The organism is Psychrobacter sp. PSi21, from assembly GCF_054960615.1.
Genome location: NZ_JBHNYR010000009.1, coordinates 40,636 through 64,425, shown reverse-complemented (window position 1 = coordinate 64,425; position 23,790 = coordinate 40,636). Strand labels below are relative to the sequence as shown.

35 protein-coding genes are annotated in these 23,790 nt (G+C 47.5%); all 35 read left to right on the top strand.

The features are described 5' to 3' along the window. Positions 1 to 84 precede the first annotated feature (84 nt). The 35 genes from ACFI32_RS08015 (at position 85) to ACFI32_RS07845 (ending at position 23,728) form a co-directional block, all read left to right on the top strand. Positions 85 to 321 carry a Cro/CI family transcriptional regulator gene (locus ACFI32_RS08015; RefSeq protein ID WP_462626004.1) on the top strand — a complete coding sequence of 79 codons (237 nt, stop codon included), beginning with the start codon at positions 85 to 87 and terminating at the stop codon, positions 319 to 321. Further along, on the top strand, positions 318 to 668 hold the full coding sequence (locus ACFI32_RS08010; protein ID WP_462626003.1) for a hypothetical protein: 351 nt from the start codon (positions 318 to 320) through the stop codon (positions 666 to 668). Before ACFI32_RS08015 ends, ACFI32_RS08010 begins: the two co-directional genes overlap by 4 nt. A gap of 69 nt (positions 669 to 737) precedes the next feature. Next, positions 738 to 1,463 carry a GIY-YIG nuclease family protein gene (locus tag ACFI32_RS08005; RefSeq protein WP_462626002.1) on the top strand — a complete coding sequence of 242 codons (726 nt, stop codon included), beginning with the start codon at positions 738 to 740 and terminating at the stop codon, positions 1,461 to 1,463. Next, positions 1,429 to 2,256, top strand: a complete 828-nt coding sequence (locus tag ACFI32_RS08000; protein WP_462626001.1) for a YdaU family protein — start codon at positions 1,429 to 1,431, stop codon at positions 2,254 to 2,256. Before ACFI32_RS08005 ends, ACFI32_RS08000 begins: the two co-directional genes overlap by 35 nt. Continuing rightward, positions 2,192 to 2,770, top strand: a complete 579-nt coding sequence (locus tag ACFI32_RS07995) for a hypothetical protein (RefSeq protein ID WP_462626073.1) — start codon at positions 2,192 to 2,194, stop codon at positions 2,768 to 2,770. The genes ACFI32_RS08000 and ACFI32_RS07995 overlap by 65 nt, the downstream gene beginning before the upstream one ends. After that, a complete protein-coding gene (locus ACFI32_RS07990) occupies positions 2,767 to 2,976 on the top strand; it encodes a hypothetical protein (RefSeq protein WP_462626000.1) in 210 nt (69 codons plus the stop codon). Before ACFI32_RS07995 ends, ACFI32_RS07990 begins: the two co-directional genes overlap by 4 nt. A gap of 151 nt (positions 2,977 to 3,127) precedes the next feature. Continuing rightward, positions 3,128 to 3,397, top strand: coding sequence for a hypothetical protein (locus tag ACFI32_RS07985; protein WP_462625999.1), 270 nt, complete (start codon positions 3,128 to 3,130; stop codon positions 3,395 to 3,397). After that, positions 3,397 to 3,768, top strand: a complete 372-nt coding sequence (locus ACFI32_RS07980) for a VRR-NUC domain-containing protein (RefSeq protein WP_462625998.1) — start codon at positions 3,397 to 3,399, stop codon at positions 3,766 to 3,768. The genes ACFI32_RS07985 and ACFI32_RS07980 overlap by 1 nt, the downstream gene beginning before the upstream one ends. Before the next feature lie 136 nt (positions 3,769 to 3,904). Further along, entirely contained in the window at positions 3,905 to 4,066 is a 162-nt protein-coding gene (locus ACFI32_RS07975; RefSeq protein ID WP_462625997.1) for a hypothetical protein, read from the top strand. After that, a complete protein-coding gene (locus tag ACFI32_RS07970; RefSeq protein ID WP_462625996.1) occupies positions 4,059 to 4,301 on the top strand; it encodes a hypothetical protein in 243 nt (80 codons plus the stop codon). The genes ACFI32_RS07975 and ACFI32_RS07970 overlap by 8 nt, the downstream gene beginning before the upstream one ends. Continuing rightward, the gene (locus ACFI32_RS07965) at positions 4,294 to 4,689 is read left to right on the top strand and encodes a hypothetical protein (protein ID WP_462625995.1); all 396 of its coding nucleotides are present in this window, start codon (positions 4,294 to 4,296) and stop codon (positions 4,687 to 4,689) included. Before ACFI32_RS07970 ends, ACFI32_RS07965 begins: the two co-directional genes overlap by 8 nt. A gap of 285 nt (positions 4,690 to 4,974) precedes the next feature. After that, a complete protein-coding gene (locus ACFI32_RS07960; protein WP_462625994.1) occupies positions 4,975 to 5,382 on the top strand; it encodes an antiterminator Q family protein in 408 nt (135 codons plus the stop codon). Positions 5,383 to 5,482: 100 nt separating this feature from the next. Beyond that, the gene (locus ACFI32_RS07955) at positions 5,483 to 5,866 is read left to right on the top strand and encodes a hypothetical protein (RefSeq protein ID WP_462625993.1); all 384 of its coding nucleotides are present in this window, start codon (positions 5,483 to 5,485) and stop codon (positions 5,864 to 5,866) included. Positions 5,867 to 5,887: 21 nt separating this feature from the next. Beyond that, positions 5,888 to 6,274, top strand: a complete 387-nt coding sequence (locus ACFI32_RS07950) for a hypothetical protein (protein ID WP_462625992.1) — start codon at positions 5,888 to 5,890, stop codon at positions 6,272 to 6,274. Further along, entirely contained in the window at positions 6,264 to 6,782 is a 519-nt protein-coding gene (locus tag ACFI32_RS07945) for a hypothetical protein (protein ID WP_462625991.1), read from the top strand. The genes ACFI32_RS07950 and ACFI32_RS07945 overlap by 11 nt, the downstream gene beginning before the upstream one ends. A gap of 17 nt (positions 6,783 to 6,799) precedes the next feature. Then, entirely contained in the window at positions 6,800 to 7,012 is a 213-nt protein-coding gene (locus ACFI32_RS07940; protein WP_462625990.1) for a helix-turn-helix domain-containing protein, read from the top strand. Between the two features lie 127 nt (positions 7,013 to 7,139). Beyond that, positions 7,140 to 7,364: an Acb2/Tad1 domain-containing protein gene (locus ACFI32_RS07935; protein WP_462625989.1), complete on the top strand. Its 225-nt coding sequence runs from the start codon at positions 7,140 to 7,142 to the stop codon at positions 7,362 to 7,364. Positions 7,365 to 7,400: 36 nt separating this feature from the next. Continuing rightward, positions 7,401 to 7,562, top strand: a complete 162-nt coding sequence (locus ACFI32_RS07930; RefSeq protein ID WP_462625988.1) for a hypothetical protein — start codon at positions 7,401 to 7,403, stop codon at positions 7,560 to 7,562. 13 nt (positions 7,563 to 7,575) lie between these two features. Then, the gene (locus ACFI32_RS07925) at positions 7,576 to 8,301 is read left to right on the top strand and encodes a terminase small subunit (protein WP_462625987.1); all 726 of its coding nucleotides are present in this window, start codon (positions 7,576 to 7,578) and stop codon (positions 8,299 to 8,301) included. Continuing rightward, positions 8,291 to 9,712 (top strand): phage terminase large subunit, encoded by a 1,422-nt coding sequence (gene terL, locus ACFI32_RS07920; protein ID WP_462625986.1) that lies wholly within the window; start codon positions 8,291 to 8,293, stop codon positions 9,710 to 9,712. The genes ACFI32_RS07925 and terL overlap by 11 nt, the downstream gene beginning before the upstream one ends. Before the next feature lie 6 nt (positions 9,713 to 9,718). Then, complete coding sequence (locus ACFI32_RS07915; RefSeq protein WP_462625985.1) at positions 9,719 to 11,752, top strand: portal protein; 2,034 nt, start codon at positions 9,719 to 9,721, stop codon at positions 11,750 to 11,752. Positions 11,753 to 12,115: 363 nt separating this feature from the next. Continuing rightward, positions 12,116 to 12,970, top strand: coding sequence for a hypothetical protein (locus ACFI32_RS07910; protein WP_462625983.1), 855 nt, complete (start codon positions 12,116 to 12,118; stop codon positions 12,968 to 12,970). Positions 12,971 to 12,994: 24 nt separating this feature from the next. After that, positions 12,995 to 14,257, top strand: coding sequence for a P22 phage major capsid protein family protein (locus ACFI32_RS07905; protein ID WP_462625982.1), 1,263 nt, complete (start codon positions 12,995 to 12,997; stop codon positions 14,255 to 14,257). 10 nt (positions 14,258 to 14,267) lie between these two features. After that, the gene (locus ACFI32_RS07900) at positions 14,268 to 14,468 is read left to right on the top strand and encodes a hypothetical protein (RefSeq protein ID WP_462625981.1); all 201 of its coding nucleotides are present in this window, start codon (positions 14,268 to 14,270) and stop codon (positions 14,466 to 14,468) included. Between the two features lie 76 nt (positions 14,469 to 14,544). Beyond that, entirely contained in the window at positions 14,545 to 14,829 is a 285-nt protein-coding gene (locus ACFI32_RS07895) for a DUF2829 domain-containing protein (protein ID WP_462625980.1), read from the top strand. A gap of 10 nt (positions 14,830 to 14,839) precedes the next feature. Next, positions 14,840 to 15,337 (top strand): hypothetical protein, encoded by a 498-nt coding sequence (locus tag ACFI32_RS07890; protein WP_462625979.1) that lies wholly within the window; start codon positions 14,840 to 14,842, stop codon positions 15,335 to 15,337. Positions 15,338 to 15,340: 3 nt separating this feature from the next. Next, complete coding sequence (locus ACFI32_RS07885) at positions 15,341 to 15,745, top strand: packaged DNA stabilization gp4 family protein (RefSeq protein ID WP_462625978.1); 405 nt, start codon at positions 15,341 to 15,343, stop codon at positions 15,743 to 15,745. After that, complete coding sequence (locus tag ACFI32_RS07880; RefSeq protein WP_462625977.1) at positions 15,745 to 17,160, top strand: packaged DNA stabilization protein; 1,416 nt, start codon at positions 15,745 to 15,747, stop codon at positions 17,158 to 17,160. Before ACFI32_RS07885 ends, ACFI32_RS07880 begins: the two co-directional genes overlap by 1 nt. After that, on the top strand, positions 17,150 to 17,491 hold the full coding sequence (locus ACFI32_RS07875) for a hypothetical protein (RefSeq protein ID WP_462625976.1): 342 nt from the start codon (positions 17,150 to 17,152) through the stop codon (positions 17,489 to 17,491). Before ACFI32_RS07880 ends, ACFI32_RS07875 begins: the two co-directional genes overlap by 11 nt. Before the next feature lie 11 nt (positions 17,492 to 17,502). Beyond that, on the top strand, positions 17,503 to 17,799 hold the full coding sequence (locus ACFI32_RS07870) for a hypothetical protein (protein WP_462625975.1): 297 nt from the start codon (positions 17,503 to 17,505) through the stop codon (positions 17,797 to 17,799). A gap of 2 nt (positions 17,800 to 17,801) precedes the next feature. After that, positions 17,802 to 18,227, top strand: coding sequence for a hypothetical protein (locus ACFI32_RS07865; protein ID WP_462625974.1), 426 nt, complete (start codon positions 17,802 to 17,804; stop codon positions 18,225 to 18,227). 1 nt (position 18,228) lies between these two features. Continuing rightward, a complete protein-coding gene (locus ACFI32_RS07860) occupies positions 18,229 to 18,831 on the top strand; it encodes a hypothetical protein (RefSeq protein ID WP_462625973.1) in 603 nt (200 codons plus the stop codon). Position 18,832: 1 nt separating this feature from the next. Further along, the gene (locus ACFI32_RS07855; protein ID WP_462625972.1) at positions 18,833 to 20,218 is read left to right on the top strand and encodes a hypothetical protein; all 1,386 of its coding nucleotides are present in this window, start codon (positions 18,833 to 18,835) and stop codon (positions 20,216 to 20,218) included. A gap of 12 nt (positions 20,219 to 20,230) precedes the next feature. Then, positions 20,231 to 23,470, top strand: coding sequence for a glycoside hydrolase family 24 protein (locus ACFI32_RS07850; RefSeq protein ID WP_462625971.1), 3,240 nt, complete (start codon positions 20,231 to 20,233; stop codon positions 23,468 to 23,470). A gap of 33 nt (positions 23,471 to 23,503) precedes the next feature. Beyond that, complete coding sequence (locus tag ACFI32_RS07845; RefSeq protein WP_462625970.1) at positions 23,504 to 23,728, top strand: hypothetical protein; 225 nt, start codon at positions 23,504 to 23,506, stop codon at positions 23,726 to 23,728. Positions 23,729 to 23,790: the final 62 nt, after the last annotated feature.

Sequence of the window (23,790 nt, the reverse complement as noted above, 5' to 3'; positions counted from 1 at the left end):
TCAGTCAACATGAAATTTTAGATTGGTATCATTGACGTTATAAAGGTATACCTATATAATCAATAAGAAACAAGAGGATAGACTATGAAAAATATAGACAAGCAAGTATCAGAGCCAGTAAAAAACTTGGTTGCCTATTTTGGCAGTCAAACAAAAACCGCTACTGCGCTTGGCGTTAAGCAGCCAACAGTACGTGGATGGCTCTTTAAAAAGCACGGCATCACATCGCTTAACGCGCAGAAAGCCGAAAGATTAACCAAGGGCAAGGTAAAGGCTAAAGATCTATGCCCATCTCTTGCTCAGCTTGAGGATATCAAATGAACTGCAACAACTGCCCACATCACATCAATGGTAGCCGCACATGCTGCCACGGATCAATCAGACCGATCAAAGCCAGTGCCTTGGTCATCACAGCGCAAACGCTGGACACGCTACCGCGCTACAAAGGCAGTCCCAGCAAGGTGCTTAAGTTTAACACAGCGCTTATCAGTGATTTTAAGCGAGCACTACAGTCGGGCAAGGTGGTCAGACCATGCTTTTTTGATCGTCGACTACCGCGCACCGCCATGTCACGCATCATATCAGAGCTTGGCAATATGGATATGGTTGTCCACAGGATCAATAAGTCAGGCGTAAGAGTCGGCTATATCATTTTGGACAAGCATTAAAAAACCCTAATCAGGTCGGACTGATCAGGGTTTTGAATACTACTTAACGAATAATCGGAGTATATCAAGATGGGAAATACAAATCAATTAAATGTAAGAGACAGCCACAAAATAATTGGGTTGTCTTTTAAAGATATATCTGCTTTGGAAAACGGCCTAGATTTTCTGTCAGCCGACATTGAATCGGGACTTGTATCTGAGATAAGAGCGATGGAGGTAGCCATGTACTCCATTGGCTACACCATGGCTAGATACCAAGAGGCGCAAGATATTACAGAGTCTTTTCTGGATAACCCTAAAGACTATAGAGACTCCATGAATAGCGCCTGTTATCAAATGACACTGGCAAAAGACAACCTAAAAACAATGCTCAAGAGTTTTGGGCATTATCCATTAGTCATCAGCACAGCAAACAGTCTTTTGTCGATGCTTGTTTATTACGAGGGTTACATGATTATTCCATCTATATCAAGCACTCGTTTGGGGCAGGCCAGACAAAAAAATATATCAACTTACTTTTTCAAAAACCCAATAACAGGACTGGTGAAAATAGGTCGGTCTACGGATGTAAAAACCCGAAAGCAATCTATTCAGTGCGGATCAGGTGTTGTCTTGGATGTTCTACTCATAATTGACCAAGACATCGAACGACAGCTGCATAAAGAGTTTTCTAAATACAGAAAGCACGGAGAATGGTTTGAAGACGCTGATGGATTAATTGCTGATTTTATTAAAAACGCCAAAAAGGGAGGGACTGACAGTGCATTACTACAGCTTCAACATTGCGGACTATAAAAAAGACACTGCCCACCTTACGCCGATGGAGCACTACATTTACCGCGCCCTTATTGACCTCTACTACTTAGACGAAAAGCCAATACCCATCAAAACCCACTCGGTTATGCGTCGGTTAAGTTTGGATATTGCAGAGCATGAAAAGATGCTGCTTGACGTGCTAAACGACTTTTTTGAAGAGCGTGAAGACGGTTTTTATCACAAACGCATTGAGTCTGAGATCGAAAAGTATCAGGCCAATGCGGAAAAGAACCGCAAGAACGGCAAAAAAGGCGGTAGACCACCTAAAAAAGAACCCAAAAAAACCCAGTCGGTTTCCGATGGGTTGCCACTGGAAAGCGGATTAAACCCTAACCAAGAACCAATAACCAATAACCAAGAACCATTTATTAGTAGTAACACAGCTGATGAATATTCAGTGCTTGATTCAATATCCGACTGGAAAGAACCTGAGCTAACAGAGATCAACGCAATGCTGATGATGGGATCACCTCCAGTACCGGCATTAACTGACAGCCAGTACCAATACCATTCGGATAAATTCAAGAACTATTACGCAGAAAAAGAGATTGAGGGTTCGTACATCCACACTGAGGGCAGACGCAAAGATATGTTGTCTGACTGGATCAAAAGAGACTATCAGCGTAATAAAGCTAAATATCAGGGGAATAACAATGCAAACAGCCAATCACATAGCAGCCAACCTAAGCAGTCACAAGCAGACAGCTATGCAGCCAACCTTGACGCACAACTCGCAGCAGAGCGAGCAGCTAGAGAAAGAGAATATAGCTAGTTTGTTCAAAGGCTGGAAAAAGTTGTTTAGATCAAAAATGAAAGATGAAGATTGGGATTTGGACACAGTAACCGTTTGGCATATCGCACTAAACGACCTAGACATCACAGCAGACGAGTTTCATTCAGCCAAACGCAAGTCATTAGGTTTGCAATGGCCCCCAACGGCACCAGCCGACTTTCTTGAACTAGGACGCACTGAGACAGCTAGTAAATACCCTGATATGCGTAGTGAGTACCTAGCAGCAGCACAAGGCCAGTATAAGCACGAAGTAACGCTTGAGACGGCAAAACGAGTCGGTACGTGGGAACTCAAGACACAGCCTGAATCAGTCAGCTACAAAGCATGGCAAAAGCATTATCCCGAGGTCTGCAAAGAGCACAGCGAGGGCGCAGATTTTAAAGTACCTGAAACACATCAGTTGGCATACGAGCATACGCCAGTACAAGCAGGTTCAGAGGCGGATAAGCAAATCACCAAGCAGTTAGCAGAATTACGGAGATTGAGCGCATGAGAAATATAAAAATAGTGGCTTCTGGTTTTGATGATGCCTTGCGAGTGATGGAGTTGTTAGTACCTACGGCTGGAATTGACAATGTATCTATATCGCCCAGCTCAAAAACCGAAAGATGGTTTGTTGATATTAAAGACCACGGCAAGGGATTAGCTGAAATGGTTGAAACAAAAATGATAGACATATCAAAGGTGGAACAGTCATGAGCCAACCAAAACGCAAAAACTTCAACAATCAAAAGTATGTTCAGAGTCTAACGGCAATCGGAATGCACAAGCTACTCGTTAAGTACACGGACGGTACGAGTGAGGAAATGGCAGCGAGTAAAGCTAAGCAGATCATTAGAGAGGTGAAGTGATGGATAGATTAGAGCAGGAATTAGGCGAAGGTTATCAGCAGGTATTACTTGATTATTTGGGTCGAGAGCATGTAGTTAATCACGGTTATGCGCCCACATGGTGGATTACTTGCGACAAAGATACTAATTGGAAAGGCAAGTCTTATTGGGTGCGTAAGGCACTTAATCAGTTACAAAAAAACGGTAAGGTCGAATCATTTAAATCACGTACAGGTAGTGTTGGCTGGTGTTGGGCGCTCGCTGGAAAAATGAAAAAGGATGACCGCTAATGACCGAACTATCAGAGGCGCAAATACAAAACAAAGTTATCCGTGAAGCTAAGAAAATACCGTACAAAGGTAGGACGCTATCAGATTACATCGTACACGTACCAAATGGCGGTAAACGGTCAAAGCGAGTCGCAGCAGGGTTAAAACATAGCGGTGTCAAGAGTGGGTATCCAGACTTGGTGATAGATATAGCTCGTAATGGCTACCACGGACTCAGGATTGAACTTAAAGATGAAAGTGGTGGCATTACCTCAGACGAGCAAATAGAACGATTACAGATGCTCTCAGACGAAGGTTATTTAGCAGTAGTGAAAAGCGGTTATCAGGAAGCATTTAAGCAGTTGCTAGATTACATGGGAATCAAAGGATAATCACGCACACAATCGCATCAAATCGGCTCAAGGTGAGGTTTTAAAGTTGGTTTGATGCAAGGGTGGCTTAAAAGGTCAGAGCGTGCTTAGAACGCAAATATGGAGCATGTGGGTATAGATTTATATAGGTGGCAATATGGATATAAGCGGCAAATGGAAAAACAAGCAAAGCGGTGCGATGGTTTTAGTCTTATACGTGAGTGATGCAAATGTGAGTTATCAGACTGAGCACAAGACCGTCAATGTGGCGCGCAAGATGGTGTTTTTGCAGGATTTTGAAGAGGTGATCTATGAGTGATATCAAGCTAAGACGACCTATCAACGTGGGCATGAGCTGCACGCACAAGCGCGAAAATATGCGATGCGAGGTAACGGCGATATCAGTAGATTGCGATGGCCAAGCGCTTATTGAGACAACGCCGATGGATGGTGGTGATGTTTGTAAAGACAGTGTGGCCAATTTTTTGAGAGATTACCGACTGAGCGAGAGCGCAGCAACGGCAACAAAACGGCAAGGGGGTGATTGTGAGTGAGATTGAGATTGGTAGTGAGTTGGTTCACAAGGATAGCGGTGTAAATGTTGAGGTTGTTGACTGCAAGGGAGGTCAGTACCGCTTGAAAACCGAGTTTATCGACGTTTGCGCTTGGTACTGCAAGGAAGAGATTTTAGATAAATATGAACCAAGAGAAAAAGGCCGAAAACATTCGCACTATCACAAAGACGTGAGCGACTACGACACGATAGATGTTTACGTTATCTGTGATTTGTACGTTGAGGATAATTCAGGCTGTATTCAACATGCAGTTAAAAAACTGCTATGTGGCGGTAAGCGTGGCTCTAAAGACCTGATTAAAGACTTGCAAGAGGCGCAAGACACAATACAGCGCAAGATTGAGATATTGCAGGGTAAAAATGAATAGAAATCCGCAGCGACTTAATCTGATTAGGTCGCTTTCTTGCTGTGAGTGTGGGGCAAGTCCGAGGAGTCAGGCAGCACATAGCAACTTTGGTGTACACGGTAAGGGCAAGGCGATTGACGAGGGTATGTACAAATCAATAGCCGCAAACGTCATTAGACAAACAAGCACAACGAAAGCCAGCACAGCACAAATGAAAGAGTATTTAGACAAAATTGAGCGTTACTGCTACGCAAAAGACGTGATGTTAAAGATACCAGACGAACTTAAATGGGTGAGGGATTGAGTATGACCGATAATATCGTAGAGCTACTAGAGCAATGGGGTGCATGGAGTCGTAGCGGACTCGACAATCTGAGCTACAAATCCAACATGGAATCTATCATGCACAAAGCGCCGATTGTCGATGTGACTACAGCTAGACAGTATCGCAGTGTAGCAATGCTCAACGATGACGATGCTATGAGAGTTAACGAGGTCCTGATTGAGTTGAGAGATGATGACGTTGATGCTTATAACTCAGTGTTTTTGCACTACTATCTACAGCAAAAGCCTGAGTATATCGCGCATACTCATTTTACGCGCATTAAATACGGTGAGGACAGTAAGCGCAAAGTGAGTAAGCATATCGTTTATCAGCACTTAGCACGAGCCGAGGGATTTGTCAGATATGCGCTAAAGTGTGAAATAGTTTGATTTATTTTAAATAAATGGTTGTATTAGTACCTATTACGAGGTACAATAAATCATCAAGTCAAGGTAATCGTACCAGACTAACTCTAAGAGAGATAACATCATGAACAAGTCAAATATCTTCAAAAAAGCCCACCAAGTTACTCGCAACATCATCAAAAAAGGTGACAGCTACAGCGCAACTTTTGCACTTGCTCTGAAATATGTATACGGCTTGGCAGCAGATCCAGTACAAAAATTAGTAGCGATTGGCGGCAACACTTGGACTGGCTATGGCAAAAACCGCGTTTATTTTGATGATGATGTCGTGCTTGCTATCTTGGGTCACGACTGGAAATCAATGAGTAATAACGCATGGTACAAATTACGCGCATCTGTGGCGCAGAACAAACACTACTACGATATTGATTTGGGTCAGTTTGAGACTAAAACTGGTAAAAATCAAGACTCATGGATTGAGGCTGGACAAGCGTTTTTAGCTAAATAATCATCGATACGGAGCGGGATCATGAAAAAAATAAACATAATCAATGAGTTTGCAAATTTAGATATCAGAGGTGCCGACATCATGGTCGGTAAATTAGATACTCACGAGAGCATGTTGGCTCGTGACAATATATACAAAACAATCATGACGTTATCTGTTAAAAGACGTGGCATTATCGCAGAATTGGAATATGATTTTAGTTTCGGCGTTAGACTGTCAAATGTTGAAATTTCAGTGGTTAGAATCCCGCCACCAATGCGGAGCGGCATAAAAATAGGTGACGTTCCGCCAGCGACGCTAGCAGACATCGACCTATCAGATGTATTTGTTGAGATTGCAGATAATCGAGAATTAATTGAGCGTTTGGTTAATGAGTCAGCGCAGCAGGGAGGTTGTGATGAAATTTAGATTGATTTGCAGGCGTAAAAACGACTCGATAGAGTTTGATACCGATGGTACAACAATCGATTTGCTTGAACAGATTCAACATCATGTTAAATATTTCTCCAATCCGATGTTGAGTAGTGAGCAGCAAGCGCGGCGTGATGATATTCTGAATTACGAATATCGGTTGATGCAGAATCTACAGCCAGTAAATAGGGCGCAACGAATACAAAAATGGGCGCTAATGGGTCACGAGGATACTGCGAAAATGTGGCGTGACTACGAGATGGGAGTAATGGCGAGAATTGAGGCTGCAAAATCCAGCACTCCGCAACTGCATCCTGTCTATAGATTGCAAGTACAGTTTCAAGGGGATGTGTATGGTGACTGGGTATCACCCGATAATACTAGGCCATACTACATAAATAGCTCGTTTGGCGAGGCGGATTTATTAGATTTAGTATTAAAAATAGAGCATATGCAAAAACTAGAGGCGGCAATTGGGCAGCTGAAAAACTGGACATCTAAATAAACATGGAGGCTGAGACTATGACTATTGAGCAGCTAGAGCGAGGAGGTCGTCTATTATACGGCGATCAGTGGCAAGCAAATTTGGCGCGTGATTTTGATATTGACAGCAGACGTATCAGGCAGTGGCTGACAGGAGATAGACCGATTAGTGATTGGGTCAGGGGCGACTTGATAAAGCTGCTTAAAGCCAATCAAAAAGAGATAACTAAGTATCTAAGCGATATTGATTGACAAAGTACCCTGAATAATATAAATTAGTGATACGCTAAGCGAATTACGTAAAGCGAACCAATAATATAACGCCTCATCTATCCGATGGGGCTTTTTTATATCTGAAATTACCCAGCTGGAGCAAACCATGGACAACCAACACAAGAAGATCACAGGTTATCGCGATTTAACTCAGGAAGAAATCGACCTGATGAATCGCTCGAAAGAGTTAGCTAGTCAGGTCGGTGATTTTATTGAGCATCTAAGCAAGACTGGATACGAAGATAAGCGCTGGTTGGCTATTGCTAAGACTGACTTACAAAAAGGCTTTATGTCGCTTACTCGCAGTATTGCTAAGCCGTCTACTTTTTAGCCACATGCAGGCTTTTTATATCCGTTTGAGGTGTCTATGAGCACGTACCAAACATCACATAAGACGATATACGAGCGCTATCACGGCACTGACAATCCAATCACCAAGCGGTCGTATCTTGACATACTAAAACGCCGTGCAAGCAATGGTAGCAGCGAGGCCAAGGCGCTTGTGAGCAAGATAGAGCGCGGTAAATAATTTGGAGGTGAGCATGGGACAGTCTAAGAGTCTTACGCCCATGATGCGCCTCTTTGCACTCGAGTACATCATTGACTATAACGGAACACAAGCGGCAATACGCGCAGGTTATAGCCCTAAATATGCGGCACAGCAAGCCCAAAAACTGCTATCAGACGAACGTATCAACGAGGCCATCGAAGATGCTACAGCGGAGTGTATTAAGCGCTTGCACATCACAAAAGACGCCGTGGTGCTCAAGTGGTGGCAGATGGCAAATGCTGATCACAATGAGTTGACACAGTTGCGGCGCATCAATTGCCGATATTGCCACGGTGCCGACCACGAGTATCAATGGACGCCCAAAGAGTACGAGGCAGCTTGCAAGCACGCTGTAGATAGCGAAAAGCCTGAGCCTGATTGTGCTGGCGGTACTGATTACGATGTTACGCGCGCACCAAACGCTGACTGTCCTGAGTGTCGCGGTCTGGGCGTTGAGTATGTGCATATTGCAGACACTACCGAGCTGTCACCCGCTGCCAAGCTGATTTATCAGGGCGTAGAGCAGACCAAGTTCGGGTTAAAGATTAATATTGTCGATAAGCTAAAGGCACTTGATAACGTGGCAAGGCATTTGGGTATGTTTAAAGACGTACATGAGCACACAGGTAAAGACGGTAAGCCAATACAACAGGAGGTTGTAAATCTAACACCTGAGCAGATGATGCAGTACATGGAGCAAAGGCGGAATGACTACTGATGCTGTTGACTTACTCGCATTCCAAACGTTAGCGCGCACAGATTTTTACTGGTTCAGCCGCTATATGTTTTATAAGCGCCGTAACTATAAGTGGATGCGTAATTGGCATCATGAAAAGATATGTCGAGCGCTGGAGGATGTTTACAACGGCAAGACGACACGGCTGATCATTAACATTCCGCCGCGCTACTCAAAAACCGAGCTGGTTATTGTTAATTTTGTTGCATGGTGCATGGGCAAAACGCCTGACAGTGAGTTTATCTACACATCATACAGCGCGGACTTGGCGCATAACTACAACGCACAAGCGCGGGACTTGATAAAGGCTGAGGCGTATCAAGAGCTGTTCCCTGATACGCAAGTTAAAGCTGACCAAGACGCAAAAGGTCATTGGGGTACAACAAAGGGCGGTGTGAGTTATTCCGCTGGTGTTGGCGGTACGATGACAGGTTACGGTGCTGGTAAGATGCGCGACTCTTTTGGCGGCGCGATCTTGGTCGATGACCCGCACAAAGCATCAGAGGCGCGAAGCAAGAAACGGCGGCAAAACGTACAAGAGTGGTTTGCTGAGACGTTAAAGTCACGCCTGAACGACCCGATAAAAACACCCATGATCATCATTATGCAGCGATTGCACGAGGATGATTTAACAGGCTGGTTGATGGCGGGTAATGACGACGACGAATGGGAGCAGATGAAGCTGCCAGCGTTACAGCCCGACGGCACGGCGCTATGGCCTGCCAAGCATGATGTGACAAAACTCAAAGCAATGCAGGAGGCGCAGCCATATATGTTTGCAGGTCAATATCAACAAGAGCCTACACCAGGCGAAGGCGGTGAATTTAAAACTGCCATGCTTGAGGTTGTTGATGCACTGCCAGCTACCGCTAAGAAGTCATGCCGCGCATGGGATTTGGCATCTACTGCTGACGATGGCGATTACACGGCAGGCGTTAAAATCTGGGATGGTGGCGATGGCTATTATTATGTTGAAGACGTGGAGCGCGGACAATGGGACAGCAGCATTGTGAGATCGACAATCAAGTTGACAGCCCAGCTTGACGGCAAGTTGACAGCTATCAGATTGCCGCAAGACCCTGGGCAAGCAGGCAAAGACCAAGCTAAGTCATACACAAGACTATTGGCGGGTTATAACGTCGCAGTGTTGCCAGTAAGTGGTGACAAGATAACGCGCTCTGAGCCTTTCGCGGCGCAGGTAAACGCGGGTAATGTCCGCTTGATACGTGGCGATTGGAACAAAGCCTACATTGACGAGCTGAAACTATTCCCACTTGGTAGCAATGACGACCAAGTTGACGGCTCAGCAGATTCTTTTAATCGCTTGTTTGATTTCGAACTCAATGCAGACCCGAAACCCGCGCCAATCCCTAAAATCAAAAGCTATTGGTAATAAACTATGAGCAAGCAAACAGACTTACATCAGCGCTTGCTTGAGCGCATTGATGACGACTACGATCAGTCGTATCTCAATCAGCAGCAATCTTATGACGACCGCCGCTTTTGTTTTGTGCAGGGCGCGCAGTGGGATGGCGATATTGGTCGTCAGTTTGAGGGGCGGCCTAAGCTTGAGTTTAACAAGATACAGCTATCCGTTATCCGTATCTACACTGAGTGGGCAAAGAACCGCTTCACGGTAGAGTTTAGACCGCAAAACCACCGCGCAGATGCTGACACAGCTGACAATCTGCAAAAACTATTCCGCGCCGATGAACGCGATAGTAACGCCGATGAAGCGTACAGCAATGCCTTTATGGAGGGCATATCAGGCGGTATTGGTGCCGTGTTGCTCGAAGCTCGCTACGATGATGAGGACGGCGATGATGATGACATGCAGCGCATACGCATCAAGCCGATCTTTGAAGCTGATACTATGGTGTATTGGGAAGCTAATGCACGTCGGTACGACAAGGCAGACGCAAAACACGTAACCATCGTAACCACAATGAGTAAAGTGCAGTTTGAGGATAAATACCATAAGGCTGCTGCCAGCTTTGACAGTCTGCAAGGCTATCGCTTTGGATGGCGTGATGGTGACAGCGTGCGTGTGGCTGAGCATTACGAGTTGGTCACCGACAAGGTTGAGATGGTCAAGCTGACGCACCCACAAGGCGGTGAGCCAGTCAAGCTATATAAAGATGATGATGATTATGATCAGCAAATGGCTGACTATTTAGCGCAAGGCTATGAGATTGAGTTTAGCAAAAAGGTCAATCGCAAAAAAGTCATGGGCTATGTCTTAGATGGCAGCGGTATTGTTGAGGAGCTAGGGCAGATTGCGGGTGAGTATTTGCCCGTAGCGCCGTTCTACGGCAAGCGCATGTATATCAGCGGTCGAGAGGTCACACAAGGCCATGTTGGGCTGTCTCGTGATGCTCAGATAGCTTTTAACCTCAAAATGTCGGGGCTGATTGACTTGGCTAGCCGTCCACAGGATGAAATCCCAATCTTTACGCCTGCCCAGATTGAGGGGCACGAGCAGAAATGGGCCAATAAAGAGGTCGAGCGCTTACCATACCTGACAATCAACCCGACCAAAGACGCAAACGGCAACGTTATCGGAGTGGGCCCACAAGCCTACACCAAGTCGCCAACAATACCGCAAGCGATGGGGGCGCTCATTGAGTCCAGTGCAACGGTGATTAGCGAGCTGACAGGCAACCAAGCCAACGGTGAGCAGCTGGTATCAAACGTCTCAACTGAGGCGGTCGAGATGGTGCAAGACAAGGTTGACGCTCAGGCGTACATCTATCTTGACAACTTTGGTAAGACAATGGCGCACATTGGGCGTATTTGGCTGTCAATGGCTCAAACCATCTATGACGAGGAAAGCCGAGAGATGTCTGGCGTTGGTCATGATGACACGGATAGCACAGTTGTTATCAATAAGCCGACTATCAAAGATGGTCAGCTCACGTATGCCAATGATATGCAGGGCGGCAAGTACAAAGTAACGGTTGATATCGGCGAAGCGTTTGCAACACAGCGCGACAAGACAACCAAGCGTCTGCTAAATCTAATCCCGATGATACAAGATCCGCAGCAACAGGCGGCGCTACTCAATACTATCTTGGCGAATCAAGATGGCGAGGGTATGCACGACTTGAGTGCATGGGCGCGTAAGCAGCTCATCAACATGGGGATTGTACAGCCTGATGATGATGAAAAAGAGGAAATGGCAGCAGCCCAAGCGGCGGCGCAGAACCAGCCTCCTGACGCTCAGACGCAATATTTTGAAGCCGAGGCAGCCAAGGCGCTTGCAGGTGCAGAGAAAGCAAAAGCTGATACCCAGAAAACGCTTGCAGAGGTTGACGAGACTCGCGCTGATACAGCTAAGACGCTCTATGAGATGCAGCAGCAGTTTGAGCAATCACAGGCAGCACAGCAGCAGTCTATGCAGCAAATGCTTATGATGCTTGAGACTATGCAGTAATCACAGCAGCAGAACGAGCAACAAATCAAGCAAGAAGTAACACCACCGCCTGAACCTGATATGCAGCAGATGGCACAAATGATGGAAGGTATGCCTGATGGTATGCCGCCAATGGAGGGTATGTGATGGAAAACGTATTGATAGCAGTGATCTGCGTCTTCATAGGTTTGTTGTGTGGCTGGATATGCTGGGGTGCCGGAAGATGAAATTAATCCTGCTACTACTTGCCGAAAAGTTCCTGCAATACATGGACAAGAAGACTAAAGAACACGAAAAAGACAAGTCGCCAAAGTAGGCGGCTTTTTTATTGCCTAAAATCAACCAACAGTCGCCAGATGCTATAAATCTGAGGAGATATCAAAAATGAGTGTAGAAGAATTGCGAGACGAAGTTGACGAGCATCAAGAAGACGTAGGGAAAGACATCGATACCGAGATGGACGATGACGCGCCTACCGATGACGATGCTGGCGCACAAGATGCGGATGATGTTGCCGACGACAATCAAGATGACGATGACAGCGAGACGCTGAATTTTAGTTTTGATGATGACGACGATAAAGACCCATACGCAGGGCAAGCAGCCCCAGACTGGGTTAAGCAGCAGCGCAAAGAAAACCGCGAGCTAAAACGCCAACTGGCTGAGCTGCAAAAGCAACATGGGCAGCCTGAGCAACAAGCATTACGCGAGAAGCCAACACTTGATGCACACGACTATGATAGCGAGGCTTTTGAACAAGACTACGCCCAGTGGGTGCAAGAAAAGCAGCAACATGAAGCCAAAGTGCAAGCCGAGCAGCAGAAGTACCAGCGATATGACGACAACTACAAATCGTCTGTCGATAAGCTGCGAGCTAAAGCGCCCGACTATGACGATATTGAGCAGTCTATCGTCGATGCAATGCCTGTACAACGTCAAGCATATCTTAAAATGCTCACTAAAGACCCTGCCAAGCTAGTGTATGCGCTCGGCAAATCCCCTAAAAAGCTAGGCGAGCTGTCAAGCTTAGACGAGGCGGAGTTTATCCGAGAAATTGTATTACTGGAGCATAACATGGCAACTGGCGCAAAACGCAATCCAAACAAACCAAAGCCCAAAACGCATAGCCTAGAGGGTGCAGCGGGTGGCGGTGACGCACAATTGGCGAAGCTTGAAGCCGAAGCTGCCAAGACTGGCGACCGTTCAAAGATTTACGCGTACAAACGCAATCAAAAATAAACTTAATGAATTGAGGTGAGGCCAATGGCTACAACTAACAACTTCTTGAAAGAAGAGCAGGTCATGTTTGATGACGTGTTGGCAGGGTTTGAAGAAGCCCTTGTTTACACCGAACAAGCAAGCAACTACCCGATTGACAATGAAAGCTCCAACGACACGATTTGGCGACCAATGCCAATGCAAGCTGATACCTATGAGGGTTTGGATCAGACTGGTAACTTTGGCGGAAAAACCGAGCTGGCTGTGCCTGTTAAGGTTGATCGTGTTCGTTCTGCCCCTGGTTCTATCAGCAGCAAGGAGCTACGCGACCCACGCGCACTGAAGCGTTACGGTGATGCCGCTAAGAAAAAGTTAGCCAGTGATGTGAATATGGCGTTGCGTCGTCAAGCCGTTTACTACGGTTCGGTTGTTGACACCATCGCAGGCGCAGCGTCAGGCTTTGACGATGTTTCCTCCTTGATGGCTAAGTTTGACAGCTTAGGCATCCCAACCAATGAGCGCATGGCCAACTACTCGTCACGCGATTTCGTCAAGATGGCAGGCGACCTTGCAAGTCGTCAGACATTAAACGGTAAGACGCAGACCGCGTATGAAAAGGCCTATATCAACGAAATTGCAGGCTTTACGGTGCACAGCGACCCGAATGCTATCATGTTGCCAGCCGCTACCGCTACAGGTGCAACCGTTGCAGCCGCAGATCAGCGCCATATTCCAGTAGCCACCAAGACAGACCCTGCATCAGGTGATGAGAACAACGTGGATAACCGATCTATGCTGCTTACCGTTGCGGCAACTGGTGGTGCGTTTGCGGTTGGTGATGCCTTTACGATTGCTGGTGTTTACGCGCTGCATCACGAAAGCAAAGACTCAACTGGCGAACTTAAAACGTTCCGTGTGGTTGAAGCCGTAACGCCTACGTCGATCCGTATCGTACCCGCCATTGTAGACGGCAGCCACGTCAATGCCACGCAATCAGAAGTAGCTTACGCCAATGTATCAGCAACACCTGCCAACGGTGCAGCTATCACGATGCTAAACAACAACGCAGCGTATGCCAACACAGCGTTCAACAAAGGCGCTCTTGAGCTGCTACCGTCCAAGCTGGCTATTGACCCTAAAGACGGCTGGACGACCATGCAAGCATCATTGAGCAACGGTCTGACGCTGTACTACACGCGCCAAGGTGAGATTAACAACCTATCAACCAAGTATCGCTGGGATATTTCGTTTGGTACGGCGCTTCTTAATCCAGAAATGGCTGGGATCCAGTTATTCAACCAAGCATAAGGAGTAAATGATGGCAGTACCCACTTTTAGTGCGCCAGTAATTACGCAAGACGGTATTACTGGCCTGTATCGCGCAAGTGTTACGGTTTCAGGCACAACCGAAAAAGCGGAGGGTGTAGGCGATACTGAGTATCAAGCCACTCGCCATGCGGTTGTGACTTACCGCAAAGCAAACCCGCTGGCATTTTTAGATATTCCAGCAGTAGCCTAGATTTATAGTTACATGCACTGGCTCAGGTCGGTGTATGTTGCGATGAATTTAACCAACCAACAAAGAGAGATAAATAATGTCTGATGATTATTGTGATTTCGGTACCGCTATTCACTTATTGAAACGCGGTAGAAAAGTGGCGCGTAAAGGTTGGAACGGCAAGGGTATGTTTTTGTATTTTGTACCTGCTAACTCTTATCCAGCTAGTCGTAACACGTTGGAGACGCTGAAAGGTGAGTTTGAAAACGACCTTGTGCCTTATGGCGCTTACATTGCTATGAAAACAGCGCAAGGTAACGTTGTGCCATGGTTAGCAAGTCAAACAGACGTATTGGCGGAAGATTGGGAACTAATCAAATAAGGATTAAACAATGTCAAATATGATGATTTATGCTCGTAAGGGCGCAGTAGGCGGCAATATCGAAAACGTGTGGGGATATAAGCTACGCGTCCGCGCCATCGACACGACAGACAAAGAAGCGGTTGAATCCGCCAAGGCTGACGGCTGGTCGAAAACCCCGCAAGACGTTATTGATGGACTAAAGCTTGAACGCCAAAACAGCGCCATGCAAGCCGTGGTTGGTGATACGGCAAGCAAAGGCCGCATTGCTGAGCTGGAATCCGAGCTTAAAGAAGCGACCAGCGTGATTGATGAAAAGATTGCGCGCATTGCCGAGCTTGAAAGTAAACTTGCCATTTACGAAGAAGCCAAAGACGTCAACGGTGATGACAAAGTGTCTTACGATGAAATGACCCGTGATGAACTCAAGGTGTTACTGACGCAGCGTGAGTATGAGTTTAACGAGCGTGACAGCAAAGACACATTGGTGCAGCACGCCAAAGATAGCGAATCAACTGACAGCGAGTAAGCCATGATTACCAAACGCGACATAGTGGACCGTGCTTTCAAACTCTTATCTATGTCGGGGTTTGCATTGGACGACAGTCCAGAAGACGAGCAGGATATTTTACAGACGCTTGATGACATGATGGCAGAGATGCAAACAGACAACTGTGATTTTGGCTATCTGGTTGCTAATGACGTGACAAACAGTTATTTGGGTGATGACTCAGGCATTAAGCGCGATGCGGTCAGTGGCATTGCTCATAAGCTAGCCTTGCGCATCTGCAATCTGTTTGGCAAGACGCCGCCTCCTTTGCTGCTCATGCAAGCGGACGAGGCTTATAACAAGCTATTGACGCGCTACGCCAAGACGCCAAAACTTGAGCGTAACGAAGCGTGGGTTATTGGCGCGGGAAATAGGGTGTATTGGTGATGCAAATACCTATTGTTAACGGAATTTACACAGACAATACCGCCGACTATCGCACCAGCTACCCACTTAACCTTGTACCTGTGCCAAAGCAAAACGGCGTGGCTAATGGCTACTTACGCAAAGCTGACGGTATCGAGCTGTTTTGCGGTATGGATAGAGACGGCATCGACCGTGGCGGCATCAACTGGGATGGCGTCTGCTACCGTGTAATTGGCCAAAAACTCTACACATTGGACAGTCAAGGCGTATGCACTGAGATCGGCGATATAGCTGGCAGTAAACAATGCCGCCTGACGTACTCATTTGACAGGCTGGCAATTGCTACAGGCGACAATCTTTATTATCTCAAAGATGGCGAGCTGACGCAGGTCGATAGCCCCAACCTTGGCAAGGCCGTTGATGTCGAGTGGATTGATGGCTATATCATGACCACAGACGGCGAGTTTATCGTACAAACCGAGCTGAACGACCCAACGCAGATAAATCCGCTTAAATATGGCAGTAGTGAGGCCGACCCTGACGCCATTGTCGGCTTGCTCAAGGTGCGTAATGAGCTGTGCGTGCTCAACCGCTATACCATTGAGGTGTTTGACAATACAGGCGGTGACGGCTTTGCTTTCGCGCGTGTCGATGGCGCAATGATGCCAAAAGGCTTAATCGGCACCCATGCAAAGTGTCTGTTTGTACAGTCTTTTGCTATGGTGGGTAGTGGTAAAAACGAGCCATGCAGCGTGTACCTTGGCGCAAATGGCGGCCTGACACCGATTGCCACTCGTGAGATTGAAATCATCTTGTCCGAGTATAGCGATGTTGAACTATCAAAGATTGTGCTTGAAGCCAAGACGCAGGACATGCACCAGCATTTATATCTGCATCTACCTGACAAGACAATGGTGTACGACTTTGCAGCAAGCCAAGTCATGCAGCAGCCTGTTTGGTTTGAATTATCATCATCAGTGGACGGCAAGGGTGCGTATAGAGCCATTAACCATGTGTGGTGTTACAACCGCTGGATTGTAGGCGACCGCATAGATGGGCGCATAGGCGCGCTATCAAGCAAGCTATCAAGTCACTACGGCGAGGCTGTAGCGTGGCAAATCAATACGACGTTTTTATATAACGGCGGTATGGCTGGACAAATCAAGTCGGTTGAGCTGGTCGGGCTAACTGGTCGAGTCAATAACGATAAAGATCCGCAGGTGTTTTTATCGTGGACAAGAAACGGCCTGACATGGAGCAATGAGCGTCTGCACCGTCAGGGCATGCGTGGACAGTATGATAAGCGCATCATTTGGCTGCGCGCTATCGGCATGTTTCGTCAGATGGTCGGGCTAAAGTTTCGCGGCTGTGATGACTCGCTAGCATCATTTACAGCGGTCGAGGTTGATGTGGAGGCTTTTGGTAATGGTGGATAGAAAACTAAAAATCCCGCGTGATGTACTGATGACCGTCTTTAATGGCGATTTGCAAGCGGTCAAAGCAATGGAGGGTTTGCAGCTATCGGCCTTTGACTTGCTACCCAAAGACATACAGCAGATTATCGAGACAGCAGCAGCGGACGCGCAGCAAGCATCAATGATTGCAAATCAGATACGCCAAAGCCTTGCGCCTTACCTAGCGGCTGTCAGCGTGCCTATAGCGACTAATACAGCCTTGCAAGCGGTATCGGTGTCAATAGATGGTCAAGACACGCTACAGGCTGTAAACGCTGGCTGCGACTGCCCACAAGCCCTACAAGCCGTATAAGGATAACAAGCATGACATTTATCAACAAGCAAGCCGCAGCGGTGACACTGGTAGCGGGTAGTAATACGCTTTATACACCGCTGTCAGACGCGCAAATTCGAGCGCTAACGATTCACAATCCAACAGCCGCAACCATCAGCTACACCATTGAGTATAACGGCCTAGCGCTTGTCTCACGCTCAATTGCGGAGGGTGCGACCGTGGTTGTCTCAGAGCTGTTTAACCAGCAGCTTAAAATCAGCGAGCCGCTGACCATGACAGGTGAAGACCTTAATGTCATGCTGACAGTGGTTGAAATCACGGGGTAGCTATGAGCATTCAGCAGGTCAAATTCGCCGACCATCAAGCCGAGATAACATCAATGATGATGAATATGCTGCATCTTGAGCCGCAAACGGTCGATATACCGATTGAGCGCTACATCCAACTTGACGAGATGGGCGTATTAAAGCCGTTTTTGTGGTTTGACGGTGAAATTATCAAAGGCATGGCCCTGCTGTTTGTCAGCCCATCACTACGCAATCAAGCCATTGTTGACACCTCCACTGATGCGATTTGGGTTAAGCCTGAATATCGAGGCCACAGCAGCGAGTTTGTGGACGGCATACGCGCACAGCTCAAGATTATGGGCGTTGATTACTGGTATATATCAAGCCGTGACAGCCATCCGATTGATGGATTTTTAATTAAAAACAACTTTGAGCCGCTTGAGCGGCTTTATTTTTGCGAGGTGTAACATGGGATTTGTTAAAGATGCTTTTGACACCCTGTCAGGTAAAGATGCAGCCAAGCAAGCAAGCAAGGATCAGCAGCAAGCAACCGAGCAAGGTATGGTAGAGCAGCGCCGCCAGTTTGATATCATGCAGCAGCTTATGCAGCCGTATGTTGATCAGGGAGAGGGCGCACTACAAAGCCAAAACAATCTGCTTGGACTAAATGGCAATGATTCCCAGCTTGCAGCAGTGGCGCAAATTGAAAACTCACCGTTTTTTAAATCACAGTATCAACAAGCGGAAAATGCGCTACTGCAAAACGCATCAGCAACAGGTGGTTTGCGTGGTGGCAATACACAGCAAGCCTTGGCAAATAGCCGATCAAATATGTTGTTTGGCAACGTACAGCAGCAACTGCAAAACCTGAGCGGCGTCGCAGCTAATGGGCAAAGCGCGGCGGCTGGCCTTGGCGGTCAAGCCATACAGTTTGGTAACAACATGGCGCAAGGTTATCAGGATATTGGCCAAGCAAAAGCAGGCTATCAGCTTGCAAAAGGACAAATTTACAGCGGACTGCTAAACCAAGGCTTACGCATGGGTGCAGCTGCTATGGGCGGAGGTTTTTAATATGCAACTGGCACAAAGTTACTTACAAGGCACACCAAACCCCTTTGGTGGCCTGCTTGAGGCTTACGGACAGGGACAGGTGCTGGGACAAAACCGCAACGCGATGCAAGCAGCACAAGCCGAGCAACAGCGCAAACTACGCGCGCAGAATATGCTCGAAACCTTGGACTGGAATGATCAAAACGCCATCGCCCAACTGGTAGCCCAATACCCTGAATACACCAAGGGCGCACAAGACTATTACAACAACATCAATGCCAAAGAGCAGCAAGCCATGCTTTTTGATATGAGTACCGCCATATCTGCGCTTGGTAGTGACCGCCCTGATATTGCGATTCAGGCAACACGCGACAAGGCCAATGCTTACGCTGACATGGGTGATGAAGCCAAGGCGCAAGAATACTCTATGATGGCCGAATGGATGACCCGTGACCCACAAGCAGCGCGTAAAGCGCTGATGATGAATTACGCGCTACTCAGTCCCAAAGACTCAGGCTCGAATTACAAAGATTACTCAAGCGCAGGTCTTGCCGAAGATATGGCTCCGTATGAGCAAGATCAGGCGGCGGCTGAAACCGCAGGAGCATACGCAGGCGCTAAAAAAGATATTGCACTAGCAGGGAATTATGACGCGTCAGCGGACAGAACAACCCAGCTCACGCCGTACGAACAGGCGGTGATGGAATCCGATGCGGCGCAAAATATGGCCACGGCATCATTGAAGCAGACGCAAGCCGACGACATCCCTATTGCTCGTGCAGACACACAAGCACAACAGCAAGTTGATAATGAAATTGCACAGATGAAACTGGCAATAAGCAGCGAGGCGAATGATATCAGACGCGGCCAGTTGCAGGCACAGCTTCAAGGCCTGCAATTCAAAAAAGCTCAGCTTGAGGCTGGTTTGACCGCAAAACAGATTGAAAGAAACCGACAGAGCCAAGTGCGCATGGCGGAGTTTCAGGGTCGTATGGATGATATTACCAGCGGGAAATCAACGGTAATGCGCCTACTCAACAACAAGAGCGGCTTACAATCAGCTGTGGGCGCGCTACAAGGTCGCTTGCCATCGGTCAGAGAAGACACGCGCCGCTTTGAGGGTGATCTTGAGACGCTGAAATCTCAGCAATTTTTAACAAACGTGCAGAAGCTGCGGGGCATGGGCGCGCTGTCCAATATGGAAGGCTCAAAGGTTGAACAAGCTATTGCAAACCTTGATCTGAAAGGTAGTGAGACGACGATACGCAAACAGCTGGGTATTATTTACGACTCTTTGATCAAGCTCGAAAAAGTAGCTCAAACCGAATACCAAGATTTGGTCTCCAATGTCCAGCAAAACCCAACCAATACATCCGCTGGGCGCAGCTATATGCAGTATGCCAATTAATAAGGTGATGACATGGCCTCACGCGAACAGTTAGAGCAGGCGATAAATAATCCAAATGTGCGTAAGTTTCTGGACTTAATTGCCCATACGGAAGGTACGGAAGGTAACGGCTATCGCACTGCTTTTGGTGGTGGTCGTTTGCCAAGCCTTAATGACCATCCGCGCTACCTAAAATCATTTAAGCAAAAAAACGGCGAGACCAATAAAACCAGTGCAGCAGGCCGCTATCAGTTTTTGCGACCAACATGGGATAAATTGGCGCGTAAATACGGCCTAAGTGATTTTGGCGCAAGAAACCAAGACCTCGGCGCGGTGGCGCTGCTGGCTCAATCAGGCGCACTCCAGCATGTCTTAAATGGAGATTGGCGCACAGGCGTGCAAAAAGCGGGACCAATATGGGCAAGTTTGCCAAGCGCTCCCAAAGAGTATAGCCAGCCTACACGGTCTTGGCAGAATGTTAGTGAATTCATGGGCGGTCAAGGTGGCGCTATGTCAACACAATCAATGACCAATGCACAGAAGATCAAGATTTATCAGGCCTACAAAGGCGGCAAAATGAGCGCTTTTGAAAAGGCCCAATACGAAGCGGATGTTAATGCGGGTGTGGTCCAGATGCCCAAGGGCGGCAAGCTCCTAACCACATCTAGCAAACCCAAAACAAGTGCAAGCGGCGCGCAAGAGTTGCCGCTGTCAGTTGCGCTGGCGTACAACAATGGCGAAATGGATGATATGTCAGTAGCGCAGCTTGATGCTGATATAAAATCAGGCATTGTGCGAGCGCCCAAGGGTATTAAGCTACAAAAACCCAAACCTAAAGGCCTTGTAGGACGCTCAGCCGACAAATTAGGCGCTGCTGGCGATAAGATAATTGACAACCAGTTAGATGACGGCGGCGTATCAAATGTGGTTGGCGCGGCTGATGCGGCGGTAGGCGTAGCTGGCGGCATGGCTGATCTGGCTATGACAGGCTGGTCAGGCCTTGGAGGTATGGCTGGCGCAGCAATGCGAGGGCAACCTGTTATTGACGGTTTTGGCAAAGGTGTAAGCAATTACGAGCAAACAGGCGTAAGCGAAGGCTTAAAATCTTTGGCAACACCGCGTACCCAAACGGGCGGCGCTCTTATGGATGTACTGGGCATTGCTGATGATGCGATTGTCAGCGCAGGTGATGCCGCATATGAAGCAACAGATAGCCCCGCTGTAGGGGCGGGTGTGCAAACAGCTCTCAGTGGCCTTGGTTTTTTGGTGCCGCTGAGAGCAAAACGCAAAGGCGCAGCAGCGTCAGAATCAACCACAACGCGCCCAAAGCTAACACCTGAAGAGGTGCGCGCAAGAGTAAGAGAAGCTGACAATAGACGTGCTGATGGGTCAAGAATAGGACTTACAGAAGCGCCGCCCGTCCCGCGTCAGATCACACCGCTTGAGGCCTATCAAAATGCGATGTCAAGAAGCACAGGCGACTTATCGGCGATGGCCTCAAATCTTGATAATATAAACGCACAAGGAGCGCAAAATGCGGCGCGTATCAACAACATTGATACAACCCCGCGTCCTGACTACTCAAACGCACAAGCATCACCAGCGCCAGAGGTTGTTATTAGCGAGGCCGCGCCGAGACAGCCAGTAACTGCGGCCAGTATTGAGCCTTTACTTGACCTCGATGCGTCTAAGCCCAGCGTATCGGGGGCACCTGTTAATATACAGGGGTTGCGTGCCGAAGTATTAAAAAGCCTTGGTATCCCTGATGAGAGCGTGCGTAAAGGCGCTATCACAAACAACATAACCCAACTGGAGCGAGAAAAAGCGCTGTCTAAGATGGATAATGATGCTGGCATTGATATGCGTGACAAGCTCGATAGCGAGTATCGAGCCATGAACAGTTATGCAAATGATATCATCGAAGTTGATATCGGTGCTCGTCCCAATGCCAGTCCTGAGAGCCGTGGACAGGTTGTTATTGATGCGCTGCAAAACTACAAAGATTGGTATAAGGAGCAGGTGCGCGCCGACTACGCGAAAGCCGATGAGATCACTGGTGGCGTGGGTGGGATACTGCTTGATGAGTTTGCAGGCGACTTGTCTAAAAATAGCAACTGGCAGGGTAAAAAGTCAAATCAGCAATTAAGACGTGGTATCAACTCGTATCTTAATGAGATGCAGCTGATTGGTGATAAGGGCAGCATACGCCCAATGACGGCGAAACAAGCCGAAGGTTTACGCCAGTACATTAATAGCCAATGGTCACCTGATAGCGCTGGTTTGATCGGTCGCATCAATGAAAGTATTGACATGGGAGTGTTTAGAACGCTTGATGATAATGGCTATCTGACAGCGCGCAACCGTTACCGCCAGTATAAAGAGATGTTTGAGAACCCAAAAGGTATCGGCAAGTTACTGGACATGGACGGCATCAACCGCAAGGTATCGCCTGAAATGGTCGGTCGCAACATGCAGCTACTGGCCGCCAAAGACGGCGCGCAGTTCCGACACATTTACAATCTGCTTGAAAATGTGCCTGACACTATAAAGTCACAAGCAGCGCGTGCCAAGTCCGAGATACAAGCTATGATAGCCGAGTCTGTACTGGGCAAGGCTGGCCTAAAGTCCATCAGCAAAGAATGGGCCCAGTATCGCAAACGTGGCGATGACGGAAATTACAAGGCCGCTGCTATCTTTGGTGACGACGTAGCGACCAAGATCGACACTTATGTTGCTGGCCGTAATATCTTGCAGCATCAAGACCCCAACCCATCGGGCACAGCCACCACAGCGGCAAACCTTGAGACTTGGAACAGCCCTGAAAACATCGCTGGCGCAACGGTCGGCATGACCGGAGGGCTGTTATCAGGTGGGAATGCAGCAATAGCTGTAGGCGCAGGGTTAGCGGGTAAAGTGGTGCATCGAAAAATCAGAGACGCACTCAGCAATAGACAGTCTAGAGCTGAGTTTGATGATTCGGTAAACCCGCAGCGTGCCGAAACATACCGCGCCGCTAATGACCAGTTGATTAACGATGTCATCAATACTAGCGAGATGCAGACGCTGATTGACGAGTTTGAAAAAACAACTCCCAACCAGACCAAGATGCAAGTATTACAGAGAAAGCTCGCTAAGACTAAGGAGTGGCGGGACTACGTGAAGACATTACCCCCTAAAGCACGCCAAGCAGCGGCAAAGAATGCTGATATCTTGATGCTTATTACCCAGGGCGCAAACTCACAAGACAATGATGCACTAAAGACAACCTTTTGATATATTGAAGCTATCTGCAAACAGGATAGCATCATGGAAAACTTTAGAATGTTTTTGATCAGGTTGTTGCAAGTATTGTGGGCGCTTCTGGGAATGAGTATTGTCTTGACGATCGTAGTAGAGCATACGTTTGTCTATTTCTTTGGGTTTGGATTGTTTTTTGGTGTGCCGCTAGTTATTTTGCAATATCTTATATTTGCAAGATTGAACCCTTGGGAGCTTTTTGATGGCAGAATTAAAGAAAATTTAGAGAAGTAACAAGCCCCAAACAACCGCCGCCTTAATTGGCGGCTTTTTTTTGCCCAAATTTTGGAGATTGA